General features: G+C 71.5%; 22 protein-coding genes and 2 riboswitches. Of the genes, 14 read left to right on the top strand and 8 right to left on the bottom strand.

The window, feature by feature from the left end:
• The first annotated feature begins 11 nt into the window (after nt 1–11).
• The 4 genes from coxB to ACIBCA_RS23800 all read left to right on the top strand — a co-directional run bounded on the left by coxB (nt 12) and on the right by ACIBCA_RS23800 (nt 4,515).
• Nucleotides 12–866, top strand: coding sequence for a cytochrome c oxidase subunit II (coxB, locus tag ACIBCA_RS23815; protein ID WP_396284972.1), 855 nt, complete (start codon nt 12–14; stop codon nt 864–866).
• Entirely contained in the window at nt 863–2,638 is a 1,776-nt protein-coding gene (gene ctaD, locus ACIBCA_RS23810) for a cytochrome c oxidase subunit I (protein ID WP_031071943.1), read from the top strand. Before coxB ends, ctaD begins: the two co-directional genes overlap by 4 nt.
• A complete protein-coding gene (locus tag ACIBCA_RS23805) occupies nt 2,638–3,054 on the top strand; it encodes a cytochrome c oxidase subunit 4 (RefSeq protein ID WP_396284971.1) in 417 nt (138 codons plus the stop codon). Before ctaD ends, ACIBCA_RS23805 begins: the two co-directional genes overlap by 1 nt.
• Before the next feature lie 201 nt (nt 3,055–3,255).
• Nucleotides 3,256–4,515 carry an Ig-like domain-containing protein gene (locus ACIBCA_RS23800; protein WP_396284970.1) on the top strand — a complete coding sequence of 420 codons (1,260 nt, stop codon included), beginning with the start codon at nt 3,256–3,258 and terminating at the stop codon, nt 4,513–4,515.
• A gap of 39 nt (nt 4,516–4,554) precedes the next feature.
• On the opposite strand, the gene ACIBCA_RS23795 is transcribed toward ACIBCA_RS23800, so the two are convergent.
• The 5 genes from ACIBCA_RS23795 to ACIBCA_RS23775 all read right to left on the bottom strand — a co-directional run bounded on the left by ACIBCA_RS23795 (nt 4,555) and on the right by ACIBCA_RS23775 (nt 9,368).
• A complete protein-coding gene (locus tag ACIBCA_RS23795) occupies nt 4,555–4,926 on the bottom strand; it encodes a GntR family transcriptional regulator (RefSeq protein ID WP_396284969.1) in 372 nt (123 codons plus the stop codon).
• A 102-nt stretch (nt 4,927–5,028) separates the two neighbouring features.
• On the bottom strand, nt 5,029–6,693 hold the full coding sequence (locus ACIBCA_RS23790) for a cytochrome bc complex cytochrome b subunit (RefSeq protein WP_396284968.1): 1,665 nt from the start codon (nt 6,691–6,693) through the stop codon (nt 5,029–5,031).
• Complete coding sequence (locus tag ACIBCA_RS23785; RefSeq protein WP_396284967.1) at nt 6,690–7,742, bottom strand: Rieske 2Fe-2S domain-containing protein; 1,053 nt, start codon at nt 7,740–7,742, stop codon at nt 6,690–6,692. Before ACIBCA_RS23785 ends, ACIBCA_RS23790 begins: the two co-directional genes overlap by 4 nt.
• 8 nt (nt 7,743–7,750) lie before the next feature.
• Nucleotides 7,751–8,560, bottom strand: coding sequence for a c-type cytochrome (locus tag ACIBCA_RS23780; protein WP_396284966.1), 810 nt, complete (start codon nt 8,558–8,560; stop codon nt 7,751–7,753).
• Nucleotides 8,561–8,747: 187 nt separating this feature from the next.
• Nucleotides 8,748–9,368, bottom strand: coding sequence for a heme-copper oxidase subunit III (locus tag ACIBCA_RS23775; protein WP_396284965.1), 621 nt, complete (start codon nt 9,366–9,368; stop codon nt 8,748–8,750).
• A gap of 341 nt (nt 9,369–9,709) precedes the next feature.
• Here ACIBCA_RS23775 and ACIBCA_RS23770 point away from each other — a divergent pair, with 341 nt between their 5' ends.
• The 3 genes from ACIBCA_RS23770 to ACIBCA_RS23760 all read left to right on the top strand — a co-directional run bounded on the left by ACIBCA_RS23770 (nt 9,710) and on the right by ACIBCA_RS23760 (nt 12,995).
• Nucleotides 9,710–10,135 (top strand): hypothetical protein, encoded by a 426-nt coding sequence (locus tag ACIBCA_RS23770; RefSeq protein ID WP_396284964.1) that lies wholly within the window; start codon nt 9,710–9,712, stop codon nt 10,133–10,135.
• 144 nt (nt 10,136–10,279) lie between these two features.
• Nucleotides 10,280–11,356: an anthranilate phosphoribosyltransferase gene (gene trpD, locus ACIBCA_RS23765; RefSeq protein ID WP_396284963.1), complete on the top strand. Its 1,077-nt coding sequence runs from the start codon at nt 10,280–10,282 to the stop codon at nt 11,354–11,356.
• Between the two features lie 107 nt (nt 11,357–11,463).
• Nucleotides 11,464–11,581, top strand: a riboswitch (SAM riboswitch).
• A 52-nt stretch (nt 11,582–11,633) separates the two neighbouring features.
• Nucleotides 11,634–12,995 carry an aminotransferase class V-fold PLP-dependent enzyme gene (locus ACIBCA_RS23760; protein WP_396284962.1) on the top strand — a complete coding sequence of 454 codons (1,362 nt, stop codon included), beginning with the start codon at nt 11,634–11,636 and terminating at the stop codon, nt 12,993–12,995.
• Between the two features lie 15 nt (nt 12,996–13,010).
• Here the strand turns inward: ACIBCA_RS23760 and ACIBCA_RS23755 are convergent, their stop codons facing one another.
• Both ACIBCA_RS23755 and ACIBCA_RS23750 read right to left on the bottom strand, forming a co-directional pair.
• Entirely contained in the window at nt 13,011–13,292 is a 282-nt protein-coding gene (locus tag ACIBCA_RS23755; protein WP_031071922.1) for an Lrp/AsnC family transcriptional regulator, read from the bottom strand.
• A 40-nt stretch (nt 13,293–13,332) separates the two neighbouring features.
• On the bottom strand, nt 13,333–14,115 hold the full coding sequence (locus ACIBCA_RS23750) for a rhomboid family intramembrane serine protease (protein ID WP_396284960.1): 783 nt from the start codon (nt 14,113–14,115) through the stop codon (nt 13,333–13,335).
• A gap of 400 nt (nt 14,116–14,515) precedes the next feature.
• Here ACIBCA_RS23750 and ACIBCA_RS23745 point away from each other — a divergent pair, with 400 nt between their 5' ends.
• From ACIBCA_RS23745 to ACIBCA_RS23720, 6 genes are all read left to right on the top strand, one after another.
• Nucleotides 14,516–14,788: a hypothetical protein gene (locus ACIBCA_RS23745; RefSeq protein ID WP_396284958.1), complete on the top strand. Its 273-nt coding sequence runs from the start codon at nt 14,516–14,518 to the stop codon at nt 14,786–14,788.
• 132 nt (nt 14,789–14,920) lie between these two features.
• Nucleotides 14,921–16,405 carry an NYN domain-containing protein gene (locus tag ACIBCA_RS23740; RefSeq protein WP_396284957.1) on the top strand — a complete coding sequence of 495 codons (1,485 nt, stop codon included), beginning with the start codon at nt 14,921–14,923 and terminating at the stop codon, nt 16,403–16,405.
• Between the two features lie 208 nt (nt 16,406–16,613).
• The gene (locus ACIBCA_RS23735) at nt 16,614–17,651 is read left to right on the top strand and encodes an NlpC/P60 family protein (RefSeq protein WP_396284956.1); all 1,038 of its coding nucleotides are present in this window, start codon (nt 16,614–16,616) and stop codon (nt 17,649–17,651) included.
• A 348-nt stretch (nt 17,652–17,999) separates the two neighbouring features.
• Nucleotides 18,000–18,150: riboswitch (cyclic di-AMP (ydaO/yuaA leader) on the top strand.
• Between the two features lie 10 nt (nt 18,151–18,160).
• The gene (locus ACIBCA_RS23730) at nt 18,161–19,267 is read left to right on the top strand and encodes an NlpC/P60 family protein (protein WP_396284955.1); all 1,107 of its coding nucleotides are present in this window, start codon (nt 18,161–18,163) and stop codon (nt 19,265–19,267) included.
• A gap of 227 nt (nt 19,268–19,494) precedes the next feature.
• The gene (locus tag ACIBCA_RS23725; protein ID WP_396284954.1) at nt 19,495–20,541 is read left to right on the top strand and encodes an NlpC/P60 family protein; all 1,047 of its coding nucleotides are present in this window, start codon (nt 19,495–19,497) and stop codon (nt 20,539–20,541) included.
• Between the two features lie 152 nt (nt 20,542–20,693).
• Nucleotides 20,694–21,743, top strand: coding sequence for a hypothetical protein (locus tag ACIBCA_RS23720; RefSeq protein ID WP_396284953.1), 1,050 nt, complete (start codon nt 20,694–20,696; stop codon nt 21,741–21,743).
• Here ACIBCA_RS23720 and ACIBCA_RS23715 read toward each other — a convergent pair whose 3' ends face one another.
• The gene (locus tag ACIBCA_RS23715) at nt 21,744–23,120 is read right to left on the bottom strand and encodes a glycosyltransferase 87 family protein (RefSeq protein WP_396284952.1); all 1,377 of its coding nucleotides are present in this window, start codon (nt 23,118–23,120) and stop codon (nt 21,744–21,746) included.
• Between the two features lie 222 nt (nt 23,121–23,342).
• On the opposite strand from ACIBCA_RS23715, the gene ACIBCA_RS23710 reads away from it, so the two are divergent.
• The gene (locus tag ACIBCA_RS23710) at nt 23,343–24,479 is read left to right on the top strand and encodes a glycosyltransferase family 4 protein (protein WP_396284951.1); all 1,137 of its coding nucleotides are present in this window, start codon (nt 23,343–23,345) and stop codon (nt 24,477–24,479) included.
• Nucleotides 24,480–24,640: the final 161 nt, after the last annotated feature.

Genomic DNA, 24,640 nt, shown 5'->3' with positions numbered 1-24,640 from the left:
GAAGGCGCTACGTGAGTCCCAACGGCTCCGACCGCTCGCCGCGGCGCACGATGCGGCGGAAGCTGCCTCAGGCGCTGGCACTGGGCCTCGTCATCGCTACCGCCACCGGCTGCTCGGCCAACGACCTCCCCAGGCTTGGCCTCCCGAGCCCCGTCACCAAGGAAGGGCCGATGGTCCTCCAGATGTGGCAGGGGTCCTGGATCGCGGCGCTGGTGGTCGGCGTACTGATGTGGGGTCTGATCATCTGGAGCGTGATCTTCCACCGGCGCAGCCGCACCGGCGTGGAGGTCCCCCCGCAGACCCGGTACAACGTGCCCATCGAGGCGCTCTACACCGCGGTCCCCATCATCATCGTCTCGGTCCTCTTCTACTTCGTCGCCCGCGACGAGTCGAAGCTGATCAAGGTGTCCGAGAAGCCGCAGCACATGGTCAACGTGGTCGGCTTCCAGTGGAGCTGGGCGTTCAACTACGAGAACACCGAGACCCCGGACCCGGCCAACTCGACCGCGGCGTACGAGGTGGGCACCCCCAAGGACGTGCCGACGCTCTGGCTGCCGGTCAACGAGTCGGTGCAGTTCCGGCTCACCTCGCGTGACGTCATCCACGACTTCTGGCCCGTCAACTTCATGATGAAGATGGACGTCGTCCCGGGCGTGGTGAACAAGTTCGAGGTCACCCCGACCGTCAAGGGTGACTACATGGGCAAGTGCGCCGAGCTCTGCGGCACGGACCACTCGCGCATGCTGTTCAACGTCAAGGTCGTCGACCGCGTTGATTACGACAAGCACCTGGCCGAGCTTCGTGACAAGGGCCAGAAGGGTGCGGTGCCCTCGGGCCTGATCACCATGGGAAGTGAAGAGAAGTGACCATCCTCAACGAGCCCGCCGCGGCCGGCGGGGGCGCCGAGGCCGTCACGGTCGGGGCGCAGCGGACCCGGAAGCCGGGTTCGACCATCATCAAGTGGCTCACCACCACGGACCACAAGACGATCGGCACCCTCTACCTGGGCACGTCGTTCGCCTTCTTCCTGATCGGCGGCATCCTCGCCCTGGTCATGCGCGCCGAACTCGCTCGCCCCGGGACCCAGATCCTGTCGAACGAGCAGTTCAACCAGGCGTTCACGATGCACGGCACGATCATGCTGCTGATGTTCGCGACGCCGCTGTTCGCGGGCTTCGCGAACTGGATCATGCCGCTGCAGATCGGTGCCCCGGACGTGGCCTTCCCGCGTCTGAACATGTTCGCGTACTGGCTGTACCTGTTCGGCTCGATCATCGCCGTCGCCGGCTTCGTGACCCCGAACGGCGCCGCCAACTTCGGTTGGTTTGCCTACTCCCCGCTGTCGGACGCGGTTCACTCGCCCGGCATCGGCGGCGACATGTGGATCATGGGTCTGGCCTTCTCGGGCTTCGGCACGATCCTCGGTGCGGTCAACTTCATCACCACGATCATCTGCATGCGCGCCCCCGGCATGACGATGTTCCGGATGTCGATCTTCGTCTGGAACACCCTGCTGACCGCCGTGCTGGTCCTGCTGGCCTTCCCGGTCCTGGCCGCCGCGCTGTTCGCCCTCGAGGCCGACCGCAAGTTCGGTGCCCACGTCTTCGACCCGGCCAACGGCGGGGCGATGCTGTGGCAGCACCTCTTCTGGTTCTTCGGCCACCCCGAGGTGTACATCATCGCGCTGCCGTTCTTCGGCATCATCTCGGAGATCATCCCGGTCTTCAGCCGCAAGCCGATGTTCGGCTACTCCGGCCTGATCGCGGCCACCATCGCGATCGCCGGTCTGTCCGTGACGGTGTGGGCGCACCACATGTACGTCACCGGCCAGGTGCTGCTGCCGTTCTTCTCGTTCATGACCTTCCTGATCGCCGTTCCGACCGGTGTGAAGTTCTTCAACTGGGTCGGCACGATGTGGAAGGGCTCGCTGAGCTTCGAGACGCCGATGCTGTGGACGGTCGGCTTCCTGGTCACCTTCCTCTTCGGTGGTCTGACCGGTGTTCTGCTGGCCTCCCCGCCGATCGACTTCCACGTCTCGGACTCGTACTTCGTCGTCGCCCACTTCCACTACGTGGTCTTCGGCACCGTCGTCTTCGCGATGTTCGCCGGCTTCCACTTCTGGTGGCCGAAGATGACCGGCAAGATGCTGGACGAGCGCCTCGGCAAGATCACCTTCTGGACGCTGTTCTTCGGCTTCCACGCGACCTTCCTGGTGCAGCACTGGCTCGGCGCGGAGGGCATGCCCCGCCGCTACGCCGACTACCTGGCCTCGGACGGCTTCACCACGCTGAACACCGTCTCGACCATCGGCTCCTTCGTGCTCGGCCTGTCGATCCTCCCGTTCCTCTACAACGTGTGGAAGACCGCCAAGTACGGCGAGAAGGTCGAGGTCGACGACCCGTGGGGCTTCGGCCGCTCGCTCGAGTGGGCGACCTCCTGCCCGCCGCCGCGGCACAACTTCCTCACGCTGCCGCGCATCCGCTCCGAATCCCCGGCCTTCGACCTCCACCACCCGGAGATCGCCGCGCTGGACTACCTGGAGAACCACGGTGAGCCGGCCAAGCACCTCGCCGGTGTGACCCCCGCGAAGTACGACGCCCCGAAGCTGGGCAAGGGCAAGACGGAGGGTGACGTCTGATGAAGGAACAGGGAAAGATCTTCCTGGGCCTGTCGGTCTTCGTCCTGGCCATGGCCATCACCTACGGCCTGTGGACGAACAACTCCGACACGGGCATCGAGGCAGCCGGTACGACCGCGCTGTTCCTGGCCTTCTCGCTGTGCGCGTTCATCGGGTACTACCTCGCCTTCACCGCCCGCCGGGTGGACAGCGGCGCGGGTGACAACCCCGAGGCCGAGGTCGCGGACGACTCCGGCGAGCTGGGCTTCTTCGCCCCGCACAGCTGGCAGCCGCTCTCGCTGGCGCTCGGTGGCGCCCTCGCCTTCCTGGGCGTGATCTTCGGCTGGTGGCTGATGTTCTGGGCCGCCCCGATCATCCTGATCGGCATCTTCGGATGGGTCTTCGAGTTCTACCGGGGCGAGAACCAGAACCAGTAGGTTCCGGCTCACCCCACGAGGGCCGGCCCTCCCGCACGGGAGGGCCGGCCCTTCGGCGTTTCCGTGCGTTCCCGTGCGTTCCCGTGCGCTCCCGGGAGTGAGGGACTCACCCGCCCGGGCGAACGAGGGGACGCTCGGATGTCGCTCGACCGAGGGATGTTCCTACGATCTGATCAATCGTGCGAACCCTCGGAGGCGGTCATGGCCGACAAGCGCGCAATAGCGGGTATCGGCGGCATCTCGCTGGCCCTGGCACTGCTGACCCCGCTGGCCGCCTGCTCCTCCGGCGGCGAGGACGATCCCAGCGCGCCGCACCGGATCGACGCGGCCCCGCTGGTGCACCTCTCGGCCGAGGGCAAGGCCGACCCGTCCAAGCCGGTCACCGTGACCGCCGTGGACGGCAGCAGGCTCACCGACGTCACCGTGGTCGGCCCGGACGGCCGGGTGGTCGCCGGGAAGCTCGCCGAGGACCAGCGCAGCTGGCAGACCACCGGCCACCTCAAGGCCGGCACCGCGTACGCCGTGCGGATCTCCGCCGACGACGGGAGGAACGGCCGCGGCGACACCACCGCGAAGTTCACCACCCTCGCCGCCCAGCGCCTGCTCACCGCCAAGCTCGGCCCGGACTCCTCCGGCAGCGGCGTCTACGGCGTGGGCCAGCCGCTCACCGTGCAGCTCTCCGAGGCCGTCAAGGACCCGCAGGCCCGTCAGGAGGTCGAGCGGGCCCTCAGCGTCACCTCCCAGCCGGCCGTCACGGGCGCCTGGTACTGGGTGGACGACAAGGACCTGCACTTCCGGCCCGAGGAGTACTGGCCCGCCGGGACGACCGTCTCCCTGGCCTTCGAGGGCACCGGCAGCCGGATCTCCGACGGGCTGTACGGCGGCGACCGCGGCGCGCTGCGGCTGAGGATCGGCGAGCGCGTCGAGTCGGTGGTCGACGCGGCCACCCACGAGCTCACCCTCAAGCGCGACGGCGAGGTGGTCCGGACGATCCCGGTCACCACCGGCAAGCCCGGCTTCGACACCCGCAACGGCGTCAAGGTGGTGCTCGGCCAGGAACGCTCCGTCCGGATGAACGGCGAGACGATCGGCATAGCCGCCGGCAGCACCGAGTCCTACGACCTCGACGTCCTGTGGGCCACCCGGGTGACGTGGAGCGGGGAGTACGTCCATGCGGCGCCCTGGTCGGTGGACGCGCAGGGCTACGAGAACGTCAGCCACGGCTGTACGGGCATGAGCACCGACAACGCCAAGTGGTTCTACGACAACACCCGGGTGGGGGACCTGGTGACGGTGGTCAACAGCCACGGCGCCACGATGGAGCCCTTCGGCAACGGCTTCGGGGACTGGAACGTCGCCTGGGCGTCCTGGGTCAAGCACAGCGCCCTGGGCGAGCCCCTCAGCACCACGGGACCCGCCGCCCAGGCCCCGGCCGCCGGGATGATCCGCCCCGAGGTCTGACGGGGCTTCTCCGGCCCTCCTGCGCCCTCCTGCGCCCTCCTAGGCCCCCGGCAGGGCCGCCCGCAGGGCGCCGTCCACCGCGGCCAGGGCCTCGGCCCGGGTGAGCCCCAGCCGGGCGGCCCGCTCGGCGAACTCGGCGGCGGCCGCGGCGGCCAGCCGGTGCGCGGTGTCCCCGGTGGCGGCGATCAGCGTCCCGCGCCGCCCGTGGGTCTCCACCACCCCGTCCGCCTCCAGCTCCTTGTAGGCCCGGGCGACCGTCCCGGCGGCCAGGCCCAGCTCCTCGGCGAGGGCCCGTACGGTCGGCAGCCTCAGCCCGGTGGGCAGCTCGCCGGAGCGCGCCCGGTCGGCGATCTGGGCGCGGATCTGCTCGTACGGGGGAGTGGCGGCGGCGGGGTCGACGGACAGCTGCACGGGGGCCTCCAGACACGGTGCGGGGACGGAAAGGCCCGAGGGCCGCCGACCAGATGAACTCTGGTCAGCGGCCCTCGGGGTGACGCTGTGGCGCGTACGGGATCAGTGGTGGCCGTGGCCGCTGGTGATCTCGTGGTGCTCCTCGGCGGTCGGCTTGGGGATCTGGCTGCCCTCGCCGTAGAAGCCGCGGGAGAGCTTGGCCCGGGTACGGGTGAGGATGCCGGCCTTGCGGGCCACGCCGTTCTCGTCCGTCTGGGCCGGGAGCAGGACCGGCTCGATCTGCTCGTGGGCGGTGAGCTTGTGCAGGTCGCCCTGCGGCAGCTGGGCGTGCACCTCGACGAACTCGCCGTGCGGCAGGCGCTTGATGACGCCCGTCTCGCGGCCGTGCAGCACCTTCTCCTTGTCACGGCGCTGAAGGCCGAGGCACCAGCGCTTGGTGACGATGAAGGTGACGACCGGGACGACGAAGAAGCCGGCGCGGACGAAGTAGGTGATGGTGTTCAGCGACAGGTGCAGGTGGGTGGCGAACAGGTCGTTGCCACCACCGACCAGCAGCACCAGGTACAGGCTGATCCAGGCGGCGCCCAGGGCCGTGCGGACCGGGGCGTTGCGCGGGCGGTCCAGGATGTGGTGCTCGCGCTTGTCGCCGGTGATCCAGCCCTCGATGAACGGGTAGAGCGCGATCGAGACCAGGACCAGCGGGAAGACCACCATCAGCGGGATGAAGACGCCCAGGTTCAGGGTGTGGCCACCCCAGACGCTGATCTCCCAGCCCGGCATGACACGGATCAGGCCCTCGGAGAAGCCCATGTACCAGTCCGGCTGGGCGTCGGTGGACACCTGGTCGGGGCGGTACGGGCCGTACGCCCAGATCGGGTTGATCGAGGCGATCGCCGACATGGCGGCGATGATGCCGAACACCAGGAAGAAGAAGCCACCGGCCTTGGCCATGTAGACCGGCATCAGCGGCATGCCGACGACGTTCTTCTCGGTCTTGCCCGGGCCCGCCCACTGGGTGTGCTTGTGGTAGAAGACCAGGATCAGGTGCGCCACCAGCAGGCCCAGCATGATGCCCGGGATCAGCAGCACGTGGATCGTGAAGAACCGCGGCACGATGTCGGTGCCGGGGAACTCGCCCCCGAACAGGAACATCTGGACGTAGGTGCCGATCAGCGGGGTCGCGAGGACCGCGCCCTCCATGAAGCGGATACCGGTGCCCGACAGCAGGTCGTCCGGCAGCGAGTAGCCGAAGAAGCCGTCGAACATGCCCAGGACCAGCAGCAGGAAGCCGAAGACCCAGTTGATCTCACGCGGCTTGCGGAACGCGCCGGTGAAGAACACGCGCATCATGTGCACGAGCATCGCGGCCACGAAGACCAGCGCGGCCCAGTGGTGGATCTGACGGATCAGCAGGCCGCCGCGGATCTCGAAGCTGATGTCGACCGTCGACTTGTACGCCTCGGACATCCCGATGCCCTTGAGGGGCACGTACGAGCCGTTGTAGACGACCTCGGCCATCGACGGCTTGAAGAACAGCGTCAGGTAGACGCCGGTCAGGATGATGATGATGAAGGTGTAGAGGCAGATCTCGCCCAGCATGAAGGACCAGTGGTCCGGGAAGATCTTGCGCAGGTTGGCCTTGGCGAGGGAGTAGATCCCCAGCCGGCCGTCCGTCCAGTCAGCTGCGGCTTCCCACTTGTTGGCGGGCTTTTCGCGCGTGCTGGAGGGCTTGGCGGCACCGGTCGTGGTGCTGCTCGCGCTACTCATCGAGCACGCTCCCAGTAGCTCGGGCCGACGGGCTCAGCGAAGTCGCCGGTGGCGACCAGGTTGCCCTTCTCGTCAGTGGTGATCTTCAGCTGCGGCAGCGGGTGGCCGGCCGGGCCGAAGATGACGCGCGCGCCGTCCGCCAGGTCGAAGGTCGACTGGTGGCAGGGGCAGAGCGCGTGGTGGGTCTGCTGCTCGTAGAGGCTGATCGGGCAGCCGACGTGGGTGCAGATCTTCGAGTAGGCGAGGATGCCCTCGAAGCCGAGGCCCTTGGACTTCTCGTCCTTGATGTCCTCGGGCGCGATGCGCACCAGCATCAGGGCGTCCTTGGCGATCCGCTGCTGGAAGTCCTCGTCGTGCGTGGTCAGACCCTTCGGCATGGCGAAGGTCAGCGAGCCGACGGTGATGTCCTCGGGCTTCAGCGGCTGCATGGTGCTCATGTTGACGAGCGCCAGCGGCTGGGCCTCGGTGGCCTTCTTCCAGCCGGTCTCGGCCAGCTTCTTCTCGGGCAGCGGGCCCAGGTCGCGCAGCAGGACCACACCGGAGAGCGGGACCAGCGCCATCGAGCCGATGAGGGTGTTGCGGATCATCTTGCGGCGGCCGAAGCCGGACTCCGCGGCACCGGTCCTGAACTGCCCGATGACGTCCGCGCGGACCTCGTCGTCGGCCTCGATCGGGTGGCGCTCGGCCGGGATCTCGACGTCCGACATCAGGGTGCGGGCCCAGTGGACCGCACCGGCGCCGATCATGAACAGCGCGACGCCCAGGGTCAGGCCCAGCGCGAAGTTCAGCGCGCTGACGTGACCCAGCGGGAAGATGTAGACGATCTTGTCCGGGTCGATGGCCACGTACGAGACGATGAAACCGACGGTGGCGACCATCGACACCAGGAACATCAGCGAGACCTGGCGCTCGGCGCGCGAGGCCGCCTTCTCGTCGATGTCCGTGCGGCGCGGCTCGTGGGCCGGCAGGCCCGGGTCGGCGAACGGGTTGCCGTGCTCGGCGACCTCGCCGGCGGAGCCGTGGGACTCCGGCAGGTTCTCTTCTGACATGTCGTGGCTCATGACTTCTTGGCCTTGGTGGTGTGGGCGGCGACCCAGATCGCGACCGCGATGAGCGTGCCGAGCCCGAAGATCCAGCCGAACAGACCCTCGGTCACCGGACCGAGGCTGCCGAGCGTGAGACCACCGGGGTTGGGCTCCTCGCTGGTGGTGTGGCGGACGAAGGCCACGATCTGCTTCTTCTGCTCCTCGGGCATGGTGGTGTCCGGGAACGACGGCATGTTCTGCGGGCCGGTCTGCATGGCCTCGTAGATGTGCTTGGCGTCCACGCCCTCGAGCGACGGCGCGTACTTGCCCTTGGTCAGGGCACCGCCCTGGCCCGCGAAGTTGTGGCACTGGGCGCAGTTGGTGCGGAACAGCTCGCCACCCTTGGAGATGTCCTCCGGGTTGGTCGAGTTGTACTGCGCCGGCTTCGGCGTGACCGGGCCGGGGCCGAGCGAGCCGATGAACGCGGCGAGCTGGTCGATCTCGGCCTGCGAGTAGATGTTCTTCTTGCGCGGCACCTGGGCGCCGGGCTGCTGGGCGGGCATGCGGCCGGTGCCGACCTGGAAGTCGACGGAGGCGGTGCCGACGCCGACCAGGCTCGGGCCGTCGCTGCTGCCCTGGCCGTTCAGACCGTGGCAGGAGGAGCAGCCGACGGCGAAGAGCTTCTTGCCCTCTTCGATGTCGAGCGACTGCGCGGCGACCTCGGCCTGCGCCTTGTCGGCGGGCGCGAACGCGGCGTACAGCCCCCCGGTTGCCGCCAGGGCGAAGAGTAGGACGACCAGCGCCGCCAATGGGTGGCGCCGTCGTGCGGAGAGCTTTTTCACGGAATAACCCCGGTGTCAGGATCTGGTCGACTGGTGGGTGCACCCGGCGGCCGGTCTGGCCGGCACGAGGCTGCCTCTCTAGGGCTGCGCGCGCGGTCGGTCGGTGGGAGCGTCGGCACCGGCAGAAGCGGCCCTGCGCCGGTGAGGGCGGGGGCCGCAGCCGGTGGCCAGCGACCTGATCAGCTGGTTACTTGATCAGGTAGATGGTCGCGAACAGGCCGATCCACACGACGTCGACGAAGTGCCAGTAGTACGACACGACGATCGCCGCGGTGGCCTGCTCGTGCGTGAAGCGCTTGGCTGCGTACGTCCGTCCCAGGACCAGCAGGAACGCGATCAGACCGCCCGTCACGTGAAGACCGTGGAAGCCGGTGGTCAGGTAGAACACCGTGCCGTACGGGTCGGAGGACAGCGAGAGGCCGTCCTTCTTCACCAGCTCGGTGTACTCGAAGATCTGACCGCCGATGAAGATCGCGCCCATGAAGAACGTCAGGATGAACCACGCGCGGAGCTTCTTCACGTCCCCGCGCTCGGCGGCGAACACGCCGAGCTGGCAGGTCAGCGAGGAGAGCACCAGGATCGTGGTGTTTCCCGCGGAGAAGGGGACGTTGAGGGCGTGGGCCTTCTCGGTCCAGAACTCGGCCCCCTTGACGGAGCGGAGCGTGAAGTACATCGCGAAGAGGGCCGCGAAGAACATCAGCTCGGAACTGAGCCAGACGATCGTTCCGACGCTGACCATGTTCGGTCGATTGACCGATCCATGCGCGTGCCCGGTTTCTGTTGCTGTTGCTGTCGCCACGACGGACATTATGTCGGTCCCTTATTCCGTCTTCACGCCGGGGGGTGTCCCTCGGAGTGTCCGGTGCGTGCGGTATGCCCGCTTGAGGGTGAACCGGGGGTGCGCGGGGGGTGCCGACGGCGGCTGAGCAGGCGGGTGTCCCTTTTCTGACGGTTCCTCGCAGGGGTCGTTGCACCGTTCGGGTGGACCGGGCCGGGGCGGGTGACGGGGTGTCCTCCAGGCGGGCGAGCGGCGGGCGCGGCGGGCTGAGGAGGAAGGTGTGCGCGGGGGAGTCGGTGAGGAGGTAAAGCGGAGTAGCATCCGGATCAGGCGAACGTGGTCCGGATCACATCTTGAGGGAGCAGGGTCCCATGGCGTACACGACCTCCGAGACGCTCACCGTCCTGGTCTACAGCGACGACCGCAACACCCGTGAGCAGGTGCTGACGGCACTCGGCCGCCGGCCCGCCGAGGATCTTCCGGAGATCTCCTACCTGGAGTGCGCGACCACCCCCGCGGTGCTCAAGGCGCTGGAGAAGGGCGGGGTGGACCTCTGCGTGCTGGACGGCGAGGCCGTGCCGGCCGGCGGGCTGGGGCTCGCGCGGCAGCTGAAGGACGAGATCTACGGCTGCCCGCCGGTGCTGGTGCTGATCGGCCGGCCGCAGGACTCCTGGCTGGCCGCCTGGAGCCGGGCCGACGCGGCGATCTCCCGCCCGGTGGACCCGGTGGCGCTGGCCGAGGCGGCCTCCGTGCTGCTGCGGGCCCGGGTGGCGAAGAGGACCCCGGCCGCGCGCTGAGCGCGCCCCGGCGCCAGCCCTGTTTCCAGAGCCGTCTCAGTACTGGAGAAGACACCGTCGCGGGCGACCCGCCGCTCGATAGGCTGACTTCAACCGAACGGACGTCCCCCGCGGAGGGGGAACCGATGACAGTTGGAGTCAGCCATGGTGAACGTGAACCCTGCGAACGGCGGTAGCGACCCCGCGCAGGTGGTCCGCACCTGGCCGGACCTCCTGTCGGCGCTGCTGAACGGGGAGGACCTCGACCGCTCGGCCACCGCGTGGGCGATGGACCGGATCATGAGCGGCGAGGCCACCCCGGTCCAGGTGGCCGGCTTCATGGTCGCGCTGCGGGCCAAGGGCGAGACCGTCGACGAGATCACCGGTCTGGTCGACGCGATGTACGCGCACGCCGAGCCGCTGGAGATCCCCGGGCCGGCGGTGGACATCGTCGGCACCGGCGGGGACCGGGCGAAGACCGTCAACATCTCCACCATGTCCGCGATCGTCGCGGCCGCCGCGGGCGCGAAGGTGGTCAAGCACGGCAACCGGTCCGCCTCCTCGGCGAGCGGGTCCTCGGACGTGCTGGAGAAGCTCGGGGTCAGGCTCGACCTCTCCTCCCGCCGGGTGGCCGAGGTGGCCGAGGAGGTCGGGCTCACCTTCGCCTTCGCGGCCAGGTTCCACCCCTCGATGCGGCACGCCGCCCCCGCCCGCAGCGGGCTGGGGGTGCCGACCTCCTTCAACATCCTCGGCCCGCTGACCAACCCGGCGAAGGTCACCGCGCACGCCATCGGCTGCTTCGACACCCGGCTCTCCGGGCTGATCGCCGGGGTGCTCGCCCGGCGCGGCTCCACCGCGCTGGTCTTCCGCGGCGACGACGGCCTGGACGAGCTGACCATCAGCACCACCTCGCGGGTGTGGATCGTGCGCGACGGCGGCGTCACCGAGATGACCCTCGACCCCCGGGACCTGGGCATCGAGCTGGTCGGCATCGAGGCACTGCGCGGCGGGGACCCGTCGTTCAACGCCGAGGTCGCGCGCCGGCTGCTCGCCGGGGAGCGCGGGCCGGTGCGGGACGCCGTCCTGCTGAACACCGCCTCGGCGCTGGTGGCGCTCGACCTGGGCGAGGCGCCGCTCACCGAACAGCTGGCGGCGGGCATGGCGCGGGCCGCGGAGGCGATCGACTCGGGCGCGGCGGAGGAGAAGCTGCGCCGCTGGTCGGCGGCCACCACCCGGATCTGAGAGGGGAGTTGGGGGCCCGTGCCGGTGCGCCGGCACGGGCCCCCGGTGTGTCCGGATGGTGGACCTTCGTTTGACCACTCGACGTACGCGACCTAGAGTCTTCGCCAGGTCATGAGTGACAGCGTCAAGCCCCAGCTTGCTGTCCGGCAACCCTCCGTCCGTGGCGGGGTGCCCTGGGTGAGGACCGGGTCGTACGGCGCATCGTCCGTGCGGCAAGCGCGGACACCGGACGACTAGCACTCCCGGGGTCCCTCACCCGTAGAAGGAGTGCATCCTCATGTCGATTGCCACCGAAATCTGCGCCCCCCTCGCCGTCCTCGGCGCCGACGTCCAGGTCCCGCTCGCCAGCGGTGAGAAGGTCGGCTACGCGGCGCTGGACTACGCGGCCAGCTCCCCGGCGCTCCAGCGGGTGTGGGACGACGTCGCCGCGTACGCGCCGTACTACGGCAGCGTGCACCGCGGCGCCGGGTACCTCTCGCAGCTGTCCACCGACCTGTTCGAGCAGAGCCGGCGCACCGTCGCCGAGTTCCTCGGCCTGCGCGAGGGCGACCAGGTGGTCTTCACCCGCGCCACCACCGACTCCCTCAACCTGCTGGCCTCGGCCCTGCCCGCCGGCACCCGGGTGTTCGCCTTCGAGACCGAGCACCACGCCTCACTGCTGCCGTGGGCGCACGCCGGACTGGACGTCAGCTACCTGCGGGCGCCGCGCTCCCGCGCCGAGGCGGTGGCCGCGCTGGACGCCGCGCTCGCCGAGGCCCCCGAGGGCCCCAAGCTGCTCTGCGTCACCGGCGCCTCCAACGTCACCGGCGAGCTGTGGCCGGTCGCCGAGCTGACCGGGACCGCGCACCGGCACGGCGCCCGGGTCGTGCTGGACGCCGCGCAGCTGGCCCCGCACCACCGGGTGTCGGTGAGCGAGCTGGACGTGGACTGGATCGCCTTCTCCGGCCACAAGATCTACGCGCCGTTCGGCGCCGGCGTGCTGGCCGGCCGGGCGGACTGGCTGGACGCGGCCGAGCCGTACCTGGCCGGCGGCGGCGCGACCCGGACGGTGGCCCGGGAGGTGGACGGCTCGGTGGCCGTCCAGTGGCACACCGGCCCGGCGCGGCACGAGGCCGGCTCGCCGAACGTCATCGGCGCCTACGCCATCGCCTCGGCCTGCCGGGCGCTGACCGAGGCCGGCTTTGACGCGCTGGAGGCCCGCGAGCGGCAGCTGGTGGAGCGGCTGACGGACGGGCTGGCGGAGATCCCGCAGGTGCGGGTGCTGAACCTGTTCGGTGAGGGCTCGGCCCGGGTGGGCGTGCTGTCCTTCGTGGTCCAGGGCTGGAACAGCTCGCACTTCTCGGCCGCGCTGTCCGCCGAGTACGGCATCGGGGTGCGCGACGGGCTGTTCTGCGCCCACCCGCTGGTGCGCACCCTCCTCGGGGACGAGGACGTGGCGCCCTCCGAGTGCGGGGCACCGGAGCCCTCGCTGCCGGGCGAGCGCAGCCTCAACGCGATCCGGGTGAGCTTCGGGGCGGGGACTCCGGACGAGCACGTCGAGCGGTTCCTGACCGCCGTCCGCGAGCTGGTCACGGACGGCGCGGCCTGGAACTACCGCAACGAGGGCGGGCGTTGCGTCGCCGACACCCGTCGCGGCTGAGACCTCTTACTACCGCTACTCGTCCAGGCCCAGGGCGAAGGCCGCGTCCAGGTCGTGCTGGGAGTAGGTGCGGAAGGCGATCTGGGTCTCGGTGTGCGCCACGCCCGGGACCTTGTTGAGCCGGCCGGGGATGACGTCGGCCAGGTCGTCGTGCCGGCGGACGCGGACCATCGCCACCAGGTCGTAGCCACCCGTCACGGAGTACACCTCGCTGACGCCTTCGAGGGCGGCGATGGCCTCGGCGATCTCCGGGATGCGGTCGACGCTGGTCTTGATCAGGACGATGGCGGTGATCACTGTTCGGCTCCTTCGTGAGGTGCCGCCAGCGTATCGGGCGTCAGCCGGGGCGTCGCGGGGGGTGGCCGACGACGGTGCAGGCGTAGAGGAAGCCCGCCGAGAAGCCGATGACGTGGACCAGGTACGCCACCCCCGGCCCGGCCGAGTGCACCGACCACCACTGGAGGGTGAACCAGAGGCCGAGCACCAGCCAGGCCGGGAACCGCAGCGGCAGGAACAGCAGCAGCGGCACGAGCGTCGTCACCCGGGCCCGGGGGTGCAGGCGCAGGTAGGCGCCGAGCACGGCGGAGATCGCGCCCGAGGCGCCGATCAGGACGCGGGTGGAGTCGGGCGAGTGCGCCTCGGCGAGCGCGAAGCCGTACGTGGCCAGGCTGCCGGCGGCCAGGTAGAAGAGGGCGAACCGGGCGCGGCCGAGGCGCTGTTCGACGGTCGGGCCGAACACGTGCAGGAAGAGCAGGTTGCCCAGCAGGTGCAGCCAGCCCGCGTGGAGGAAGAGCCCGGTGAGCACCGACAGCGCCGCATGCTTGCCCGGGGTCGGCGAGGCCGGGCAGCCGGGCACGGGGTCGGGGGCCTCGGCGAGCTGGGCGGAGCTCAGCGGCCGGCCCGCCAGCAGCTCCGCCGGGACGGCGCCCCAGCGCTGCTCGTAGCGCTGCTCGGCGCAGACCCGGGCCTGGCCGGTGCCGTACAGCGGGTTGAGCCCGGCCGCCGGGCCGATCAGGAACACCAGGGTGTTGAGCGCGATCAGGGCGTAACTGACCGCCGGGACGGGCACGGCCGGGCGGCCGGCCGCGGCACCGGTGTGGTCGGGGGCCGTGAGCGCCATGGGACTGGGGCGTGTCTTTCGGCTCACGTCGGATCAGCGGGCGTCGTTGGGGTGCGTGCATCGGCGGCGCCGAGGAGGGAGCCACTGCGGAGCATTGGCGACTGACGAGAAGCCGGCGAGGTGCGCTTGTGCCCTGGGGGTACCTCCCGGCCGAAGGCTGGGGGAGCGGCGACCGCCCGGCGGGAATTGTCAGACACGCCCCTAAGCCTCCCTCCCGGCGCGGGGGGTGACGCCGTCGGGTACGGCAGGTGGAGCAACGTTTTCCATCCCCTGAACCGGTGGCCCCGGTGGTTGCCCCAGGCAATAGGCTTGGGGCGGGCAATCCCGCCTCCCGCCGCCGACGCCGGGGCTCCGGGGGGAGCGCCTGCGCCCACCCAGGGACCACCCGAGAGGACCCCCGATGACCGTCCCCGCCCTGACGCCCGAGACGCACTGGCGCTGCACGCTGTGCGGCAACCTCACCCGCTTCGACGTGACCCGCACCGCGCGGGTGACCGAGTTCCTGCACTTCGACCTGGCCGGCGAATCCAAGGTCGAGGAGACGCAGGTCCACAGCGAGACGATCGAGTCGGTGCGGTGCCGCTGGTGCAACGCCGTGGACCAGGTCGAACTGGTGGCCCGTCCGGGTGCCGAGGACGCCGTGGCGGACGCCGCCGGGGACGCGCAGGGCTGAGCCCCGCCGGTGCGGCGGGCGGTGTGCGGCACGCCCGTCCGCCGCACGGGACAATACAGAACAAGACGCACGGAGCGTGACGACAGGGCGGCCGAGGTCGCGCCCCGCAGGACCAGGATCGGAGCCGAGGACGTGGTGGACGCAGCGAAGGAGCCCGGCGAAGAGCAGGGGCTTCGGCCCGCTGCGCCGGAGCGGGTGCCGGGGGCGGGGCAGGAGCCGTCCGAGCGCGCACCGTCCGAGCCGTCCGGGGTCGAGCAGTCCGGGGCGTCCGGGGTCGAGCCGTCCGGGGCCGAGGCGGAGCGGGCCGTCGAGAAGCTGGAGCGGCCGCTGCCCGAGGGGGTGCGCCGACGCGTCGTCGGTCTGGCCTCGGACGCGCTCGGCGGGCTGCCGGCGGCCGAGCTGCCGCAGAGCCTGCGCCAGTACGCCAAGTTCACCCCCGCGCGGCGGGCCAAGTACGCGGCCACCGCGCTGGCGGCCGCGCTGGAGTCGGAGCCGGCCTTCCGGGTGCGGATAGCGGAGAGGCTGCGGCTGGGGCAGCCGGACCTGGTGAAGGCGCTGGAGTCCGGTTCCGTGCCCGGGGCCGCCGATCCGATGGACGTCGCCGCCGCCGCCTACCTGGTGCGCTCGGCCGGCTGGAGCCGGCTGGTCGCCGAGGCGGGGGAGGAGGCCGAGCGGGCCGGTGCCGAGGGCGCGGCCGCGGAGGCTTCCCGGCTGGTGGAGAAGCTGCAGGCCGAGCTGTCGGAGCTGCGGGCCGGGGCCCGGGCGGACCTGGACCGCCAGCGGGCCGACGCCGAGGAGGTCCGGCGGGAGACGGAGTCGCTGCGCAAGAAGGTGCGCTCGCTGGAGAGCGACACCCGCCGGGCGCAGGCCGAGACGCGCAAGCTGGCCGCGGAGCTGGAGGCGGCGAAGGCGCAGGCGCTGGCCGAGCGCAGCGCCGCCGAGAGCGAGGCGCGGCGGCTGCGGCACCGGGTCTCGGAGCTGGAGACCGCCGCCGAGCAGGGCCGCCGCTCGGCCCGCGAGGGGCGCAGCGTCGAGGACATGAGGCTGCGGCTGCTGCTGGACACCGTGCTGCAGTCGGCGCAGGGCCTGCAGCGGGAGCTGGCGCTGCCCGTCTCCCAGATCCGCCCGGCGGACCTGGTGGAGGCGGTGGTGCCCGGGGCGGCCTCGCCGCACGACGTGGCCCGGCGCGGGCTGGCGGAGGACGATCCGGCGCTGCTGGACCAGCTGCTGGCGATCCCGCAGGTGCACCTGGTGGTGGACGGCTACAACGTGACCAAGACCGGGTACCCGACGCTGCCACTGGAGCAGCAGCGCATCCGGCTGCTGGGCGGGCTGGCGATGCTGGCGCAGCGCACGCAGGCGGAGGTCACCTGTGTGTTCGACGGGCAGGACCTGGACGTGCCGGTGATGATGGCGCCTCCGCGCGGGGTCCGGGTGCGGTTCAGCCGGACCGGGGAGACGGCGGACGAGCTGATCCGGCGTCTGGTGCGGGCCGAGCCGCAGGGCCGTCCGGTGGTGGTGGTCTCGGCCGACCGGGAGGTCGCGGACGGCGTGCGCAAGGCGGGCGCGCGCCCGGTGGCCTCGGTGCTGCTGCTGAACCGGCTGGCGCGGCCCTGACCGGCCGCCGGGCGCAATGACCGCTGGTCAGCCGCGGGTGGTCGCGGGTGTGCGGATCTGGTGAAGTCAGGGAGAGAAGCGGAGTTCACGCCTTCGGGGGAGTGGCGGAACGCTTCGATCGTCTACTAGGGTCTGGCGTCAAACCTATTTTCCGGATTCTCACTCGTTCAGGTGAGTGGTGAGTTCGATGGAAGAAGGAGCAGGTCTCTTGGCCTCCCACCGCCGTCCCAAGCAGCCGAGTCGCGCGCGGGTCTCCGTGTTCACTGCTGCCGCTGCGACCGCGGTCGCCCTCTCGGCCCAGGTGGCCGCGCACGCCGCGCCCCAGCCGAACAAGGAAGACGTCAAGACGCAGATCGACAAGCTCCAGGAGGAGCAGGAGCAGGCGGCCGAGAAGTACAACGGCGCCAAGGAGCGGGCCGACCAGCTGCGCAAGCAGGCCGCGACGCTTCAGGACCAGGTGGCCCGTAGCCAGGAGCAGATGACGCAGCTGCAGACCGGCCTGGCCGGCGTGGCGGGCGAGCAGTACCGCACCGGCGGCATCGACCCGTCCGTCCAGCTGATGCTCTCCTCCGACCCGTCCGGGTACCTGCAGAAGGCGTCCAGCGTCCAGCAGGCCAGCGCCAGCCAGAGCGAGGCGCTCAAGGGGCTGCTGGAGCAGCAGCGCAAGCTGGACCAGGAGAAGTCCGAGGCGGCCGCCGTGCTGACCTCGCTGGACACCACCACCAAGGACCTCAACCAGGCCAAGGCGGACGTCAACACCAAGCTCAAGGCCGCGCAGGACCTGCTGAACTCCCTCAGCGCCTCCGACCGCGCCGCGCTGAAGGCCCAGCAGGCCGCCGCCGACCGCGCCTCGCGCGGCTCGGACCGCGCGGACCTCGGCCCGCTGCCGCAGGCGAGCGGCTACGCGGGCGTCGCGGTCAACATGGCGATGAGCAAGCAGGGCTCGCCGTACGTGTGGGGCGCGACCGGCCCGAAGAACTTCGACTGCTCGGGCCTGATGGTCTGGGCGTACGGCCAGGCCGGCATCTCGCTGCCGCGCACCTCGCAGGAGCAGGGCAACGTCGGCACCCGGGTGCCCTCGCTGGACCAGGCCCAGCCGGGCGACCTGGTGATCTACGGCCCCGACCGGCACCACGTCGGGATGTACATCGGCAACGGCATGGTCGTCCACGCGCCGCACACCGGTGACGTGGTGAAGGTGATGAAGGCCGACGCGATGTCGATCAACACCATCCGCCGGGTCTGACGCGGTCTGGCGCGCTCTGGCGCGCTCTGACGCCCCGCCATCCCGTGACGTCCACCACCTCCCGGCTCCGGGGGGTGGTGTTCGTTTTCGACCGTCCGATGGCTGATTCATGAAATCAGATCAGCTATGCGTGTGGGCGTGATCACGATCGGTCATTTTCACAAAGGAACTTGGGTAATCTTCCGTCTTTTTTCTGACAAGGATTTGAACCGATCACGGTTCAGTTACTAGGGTCGTGCCCCGGACCACCGCACTGTCGATCGCCCAGCCTGGGTGGCGGCGGTGGTTCCCGCCGAGTTCGCGAAGCAGCGGGGCAGGTCACCACGACTGTCCGACAGGGGAGCCCAGTAGTCGGGGGCGCTGTGGAACGGAGCCGGGGAACCACGTTCCTCCGGGGTGAATCGGCGCCAGGTCGGCCAATGGAACGGCCGTGAGGCGTCGTAGGGCAGCTTCCGGCCCGAACCCGTCAGCTCACCCGGTAGGCGGACGTGAAGAAGGAGCCCGCCTTCGTGGCGTCCCATCGTCGTCCCAAGCCCGCCGGTCGGGCCCGCGTCTCGATCATGACCGGTGTCGCCGCCGCGGCCGTGGCCCTCTCCGCGCAGTCCGGCGCCCACGCCGACCCGGCGCCGAGCAAGGACCAGGTCAAGGAGCAGGTCGACCAGCTCCACGAGCAGGCCGAGCAGGCGAGCGAGAAGCTCAACGCCTCGCAGGAGAAGCAGCAGACGCTGCAGAAGCAGGTCACCGGCCTCCAGGACAAGATCGCCCGGCAGCAGTCCCAGGTCACCGACCTCCAGAGCGGCCTCGCCGAGGTCGCCGGCGAGCAGTACCGCAACGGGGGCATATCCCCGACCGTCCAGCTGATGTTCAACTCCAGCCCGGACACCTTCCTGAACCAGGCCGGCACCCTGAACCAGGTCGGCGGCTCGCAGAAGAACCAGCTCAAGGAGCTCCAGGCCGAGCAGCGCAAGCTCGACCAGGACCGGGGCGAGGCCCAGGGCAAGCTCACCGAGCTGGAGAACACCACCAAGCAGCTCAAGGCCGACAAGGAAACGCTCCAGGGCAAGCTGAAGGCGGCTCAGGACCTCCTCGCCACGCTGACGGAGCAGGAGCGCCAGCAGATGGCCGCCGCCGAGGCGAAGGCCGCCGCCGACGCCAAGGCCAAGGCCGACGCCGCGCAGCCGGCGCCCTCGCGCGCCTCGCGCGACAGCGCCCGTACGGACCCGGCGGCCCCGGCCGCCGCGGCCCCCGTGATCGCCCCCGGCAGCTCGCGCGGCGCCGCGGCCCTGCAGTACGCGGCCTCCAAGATCGGCAGCCCGTACGTCTACGGCGCCAGCGGCCCGGACACCTTCGACTGCTCGGGCCTGATGGTCTGGGCGTTCAACCAGGCCAACGTCTCGCTGCCGCGCACCTCGCAGGAGCAGGCCCACGCCGGCACCCGGATCGGCGGCGACCTCTCCGGGGCGCAGCCCGGCGACCTCCTGATCTTCTACACCGACGCCCACCACGTCGGCATCTACGCCGGCAACGGCATGGTGCTGCACGCGCCCAAGCCGGGCGCCTCGGTGCGCTACGAGGCGGTCTCCAACATGCCGCTCGTGTCCGTCGTGCGGGTCTGATCCCGTCCGGCTCCTCCAGGCCCGGCCTCCCCTCGCGGGAGGCCGGGCCTGCGGCTTTGCCGGGCAGTCGTCCTGATGTCCGATTAGGGGGCGAATATTCGGGTCGGCGGGGGTTTGGACTCGATTGCCCGGACTCGCTAACGTCTGCCACCGGACTCCCGCTCCAGGACCGCCCGTTCCGGTGCGGCGGCGAGAGCCCGCGCCGCAGGATCGGAGTCGCAGCCGCCATGCCCGTGCACCGCCGTTCCCGACTGCTCGCCCGTGCGCTGGTGCTGACCGCGGCCGCCACCACCGCCATCGGCGTCCCCACCGGCGGCAGCGCCCAGGCCGCGCCCGGTGGCCCGGACGCGCCCAGCCGCAAGGACGTCAAGACGCAGGTGGAGCAGCTGTACGACGAGGCCGAGCAGGCTTCGGAGAAGTACAACGCCGCCCAGGAGTCCCAGAAGCGGCTCCAGGGCGAGACCACCGTCCTCCAGGGCGAGATCGCCACCGCGCAGGACCAGCTCAACGACCTGCGCGGGGACCTCGCCGCCGTGGCCGGCGCCGAGTACCGCGGCGGCGGGATGGCCAGGACTGCCCAGCTGATGCTCTCCAGCGACCCGGAGGGCTACCTCGCCCGGGCCCGCACGCTCGACCAGGCCGCCACCCGCCAGCAGGAGACGCTGCACGAGGTGGTCACCCGTCAGCGCCGGCTCGACCAGCGCCGCGCCGAGGCGGCGGGCAAGCTCGACGCGCTGGAGCAGACCCGCCGCGCCCTGGCCGACAGCAAGCAGGACATCCAGCAGCGCCTGGCCAAGGCGCAGAAGCTGCTCAACGGCCTGAGCGCCTCCGAGCGCGCCAGGATGACCGCCCAGGACGCCAGGGACGCCGAGCAGCGCGCCACCCGGGGCACCGACCGGCTCGACCTGGGCGACGCCCCGGCCGCCTCCGAGCGCGGGGCGGCCGCGCTGGCCGCCGCGGTGCGGATGATCGGCTCCCCGTACGTCTACGGCTCCACAGGGCCCCGTGCGTTCGACTGCTCCGGTCTGATGTACTACAGCTGGCGGCAGGCCGGAGTGACCCTGCCGAGGACCTCGCAGGCCCAGGCGTACGCCGGGCAGCGGATCAGTCTCTCCGAAGCGCGGCCGGGAGACCTGGTGATCTTCTATCGGGACATGCACCACGTCGGCATGTACGCCGGCGGCGGGGTGATCGTGCACGCGCCGTACCCCGGGGCCCGGGTGCGGTACGAGAGCGTCAACGCGATGCCCGTCTCCGGGGTGGTACGGCTCTGAGCGCGCCGCCCTCCGACCCGTCCGCCATAGCCGGCGGCACCCTCACCCGGCGCGGGGCCCTGCTCCTCGCCGCCGCGGGGCTGGCCCAGCTCTCCCTGCCGCCCGCCTCCCCGGCGGCGCCCGCCCCTCCCGAGGACGACCGGCGGGCCGACGTGGAGCTGCTGCTGAGGGGCCGGGCGTCGGCGCTGCCGGTGCCCGGGGCGACGGCGGAGTACCGCGGGATCGTGCTCTCGGCGACGGACGGGGCTCAGGCGGACCGCGCCCAGCGGTTCAGCGTCTCGGCCGACCTGGCCGTGCGGATCGACGGGTACGACGAGCAGCCGGTGGTGTACCCGCGCCGGCTCGAGGTGGCCCGGGCCGGGGACGGCTGGAGCGTCGAACGCGAGGAGAGGGCGGGCGGCCCCCCGCCCCTGTGGGACCTGGGCACCGTACGGACCGCCTCCGGCGCGCACTGCCGGATCCTCGCCCTCGACGCCGTGCCCGGCCTCGTGGAGGTCATGGCGGCCGTGACCGCGTTCGGGGACCGCGCCGTCGCGTCCGTCGGGGAGGTCTGGGGCACGGCCTGGCCGGGCCGGGTGCTTTTCGAACTGCCCGCCACCCAGGACCAGTTCGCCCAGCTGATGGAGTCCGACCCGGCGAGCTGGGCGGGCATGGCGGCCGTCACCGTCGCCGCCCCCGGCGCCCCCTGGCACGCCCCGGCGGACCGGGTCGTCGTCAACCCCGACACCTACGGGAGGCTCAGCGACTTCGGCCGGCAGGTCGTGATCACCCACGAGACCACCCACGTCGCGACCAGGGCCGACACCCGCGCCTGGACCCCGCTGTGGCTCTCCGAGGGCGCCGCCGACTGGACGGCCTACCGGGACTCCGGCCGCACCCCGCAGCAGATCGCCCCCGAGCTGACCAGGGACGTCGCCGCCGGCCGCCTGCCCGCCGCACTGCCCGCCGACCGGGCCTTCGCCGCCGGGGCCGAGGGCATCTCCCAGGCGTACGAGCAGTCCTGGCTCGCCTGTGCCCTGATCGCCCGCCGTCACGGCCCCGCGAAGCTGGTCTCCTTCTACCGCGCGGTCGGCGCCGAGGACGGGCGGGGCGAGGATCGCGACCACCGCATCGACCGGCTGCTCAGGGCCGAACTGGGCCTCGGGCTGGCCGAGTTCACCCGGCTCTGGCGGGACGAGGTGGCGGCGCTGGCCGCGCCCTGATCAGCTCCGGTTGGCGGGGGCGCCCGGCTGCTCGATGCCGTCCAGCAGGTCCTGCTCGTACGCGATGCCCGGACGCACCGGCCAGGCATGGCCGGCAGGGGCGGCCGGGACCGGCTCGGCCTGCTCCAGCACCACCGTGGCCGGCAGCGGGGCCGCGGCGCGGGTGGAGCGCCAGAGGCGGAGGCAGGAGAGCACGGTGGCGGCCACCAGCAGCAGGTTGCGCAGGCTCAGCACGGTGATCGCCAGTGCGTCGCTGCCCAGGACCTGGGTGAACAGCGTCGGGAACTCCAGCACCGTCAGCGGGCAGGCCAGCAGGATCAGCAGGGCCACCGGCCGCTGGCTGGTGCCGCGCACCGTCAGGCAGACCGCCGCGACGCCGACCAGCCAGACCAGGTACTGCGGGCTGATCACCCGGCTGGTCACGATGAAGATCAGCAGCGCGCACAGCGCCGCGTCGTACATGGTGGCCGCGTTGCGGCGCTTGGCGGTGTAGCGCCAGAACAGCAGCCAGGCGAAGCCCAGCACCGTGCAGGCCATCATCACCTTGCTGATCACCGGCACCCACGGCCCGAGCATCTCGGGGGAGCCGTAGTTCATGGTGACCTTGCCATCCCAGGCGCCGGCCAGCCGGGCGTAGTGCAGCGGCAGCGCGCCGACCGACTCCACCTCGATGCCGCGGGCCCCCTGGAAGGCCAGGAAGCCGAAGGCGCCGTTCATGCCGGCCGCGAGCAGGAAGCCCACCGAGACGGCGGTGGCCGCCGCCAGGGTCCAGGCCCGGCGGGTGCGCCGGCCGGACGGGGTGCCGATCAGGCCCAGCAGCGGCCAGATCTTGACGATGCCGCCCAGGCCCAGCAGCAGCCCGCCGACCGACGGGCGCCGGACCAGCGCCAGCAGGCCGGCCACCGCGAGGGCCGTGACGATGATGTCGAAGCGGTTGTAGATCATCGGGCCGAGCAGCGGCACGGCCACCACCCAGAGCCAGGCGCCGGTCAGCGCGCGCCCCTTGCGCAGGCCCGTGCGCACCAGCACGGTGAGCGCGACGGCGTCGGCGATGCCGGCGATCACCCAGAAGGAGACCAGGTACGACCAGGGCAGCAGGCCCGGCAGCAGGATGATCAGGGCGGCGCCCGGCGGGTACTGCCAGGTGACGTCGTCGAAGGGGAAGGTGCCGGTGTGCAGCACGCCGTACCAGGCGTGGTAGATCATCCAGACGTCGGCGGTGACGTCCCCGCCGGGCGCCTTGAGCACGCCGGTCATCAGCAGGACCAGCAGCGTCCGGCCCGCGACCCAGGTCGCGCCGAGCGCCGCCAGGGCCCCGAGCGGGCGGCCGAGTCGGCCGCGCGAAGAACCGGGCTCGGTGGCCGGGGCCAATTCCACTGCGCTCCCTCGTTCGTCTCGACGTCCCCACCGGAGGCGTCGTAAGGACGGACGCCCGGGCCGCGCCCCGAAAGCTCGAGGACGGCCTAGGTACTAGGACTGACCCGGGGGTCAAACGGTTGCCGTGTGCGGTTCCGTTCCCGGCGGGCCATGGTGTTGACCTATCGTACGGATCACCCAGCGGTGCGCCGAGCACCCCCCGACCGAGCGAGCCGTGGCCCGATGCACAGAACCTTGATCGTCACCAACGACTTCCCGCCGCGCCCGGGAGGCATCCAGGCGTTCGTACACAACATGGCGGTGCGTCAGCCCGCCGGGAGCATCGTGGTCTACGCCTCCACCTGGCGTGACGGCAGTGAGGTCCGGGCCTTCGACGCGGAGCAGCCGTTCCCGGTGATCCGGGACCGTACGAAGGTGATGGTTCCCACACCGCGGGTCACCCGGCGGGCCGCCGAGATCCTGCGCGCCGAGAAGTGTGACTCGGTCTGGTTCGGCGCCGCCGCCCCGCTGGGCCTGATGGCGCCCACGCTGCGCCGCGCCGGGGCCGGGCGGCTGCTCGGCATGACCCACGGGCACGAGGCCGCCTGGGCGCAGCTGCCCGGCTCCCGGCAGCTGCTGCGCCGGATCGGCGCGGGCACCGACGTGCTGACGTACCTGGGGGAGTACACCCGCTCGCGGATCGCCTCCGCCGTGGGGCCGCGGGCCGCGGCCAGGATGGTGCAGCTGCCGCCGGGCGTGGACGAGACGGCCTTCCACCCGGGCTCCGGGGGCGCCGAGGTGCGCCGCCGCCTCGGGCTGGCGGAGCGGCCCGTGGTGGTCTGCGTCTCCCGGCTGGTGCCGCGCAAGGGCCAGGACACCCTGATCGAGGCGATGCCGCAGATCCTCGCCGACGTGCCGGACGCCGTGCTGCTGATCGTGGGCGGCGGCCCGTACCGGGCGGACCTGGAGAAGCTGGCGGACGCCAGGGGCGTACGGGACGCGGTGCGCTTCACCGGCTCGGTGCCCTGGGAGGAGCTGCCCGCCCACTACGGCGCCGGGGACGTCTTCGCGATGCCCTGCCGGACGCGGCGCGGGGGCCTGGACGTCGAGGGCCTGGGGATCGTCTACCTGGAGGCTTCGGCCACGGGCCTGCCGGTGGTCGCGGGGGACTCCGGCGGGGCGCCGGACGCGGTCCTGGAGGGCGAGACCGGGTACGTGGTGCCCGGCGGCTCGGCGGCGGCCTCGGCGGAGCGGATCGTGCGGCTGCTGAAGGACGAGGAGCTGCGCCGGCGGATGGGCGAGGCCGGGCGGCGCTGGGTGGAGCGCTCCTGGCGCTGGGACCTGCTGGCCGGGCGGCTCACCTCGCTGCTGGCGGCCTAGGTCCTCACTTTCGGATCTTGACGTACGGACGTGGGGCCCCCCCCCCCCCGGCGGGGGGGGGGGCCCCCCCCCCAGGGCAACCCCCCCCGGGCCCCCTGATAGGCCCGGGGGAGGCGGCCTATTACGTGCTGTCCAACATTGAGTTGTGGGTGGTGGTAGGC

It is taken from the genome of Kitasatospora sp. NPDC051170 (assembly GCF_044455705.1).
GTDB lineage: Bacteria > Actinomycetota > Actinomycetes > Streptomycetales > Streptomycetaceae > Kitasatospora.
This window is presented reverse-complemented; position numbering and strand designations above follow the sequence as displayed.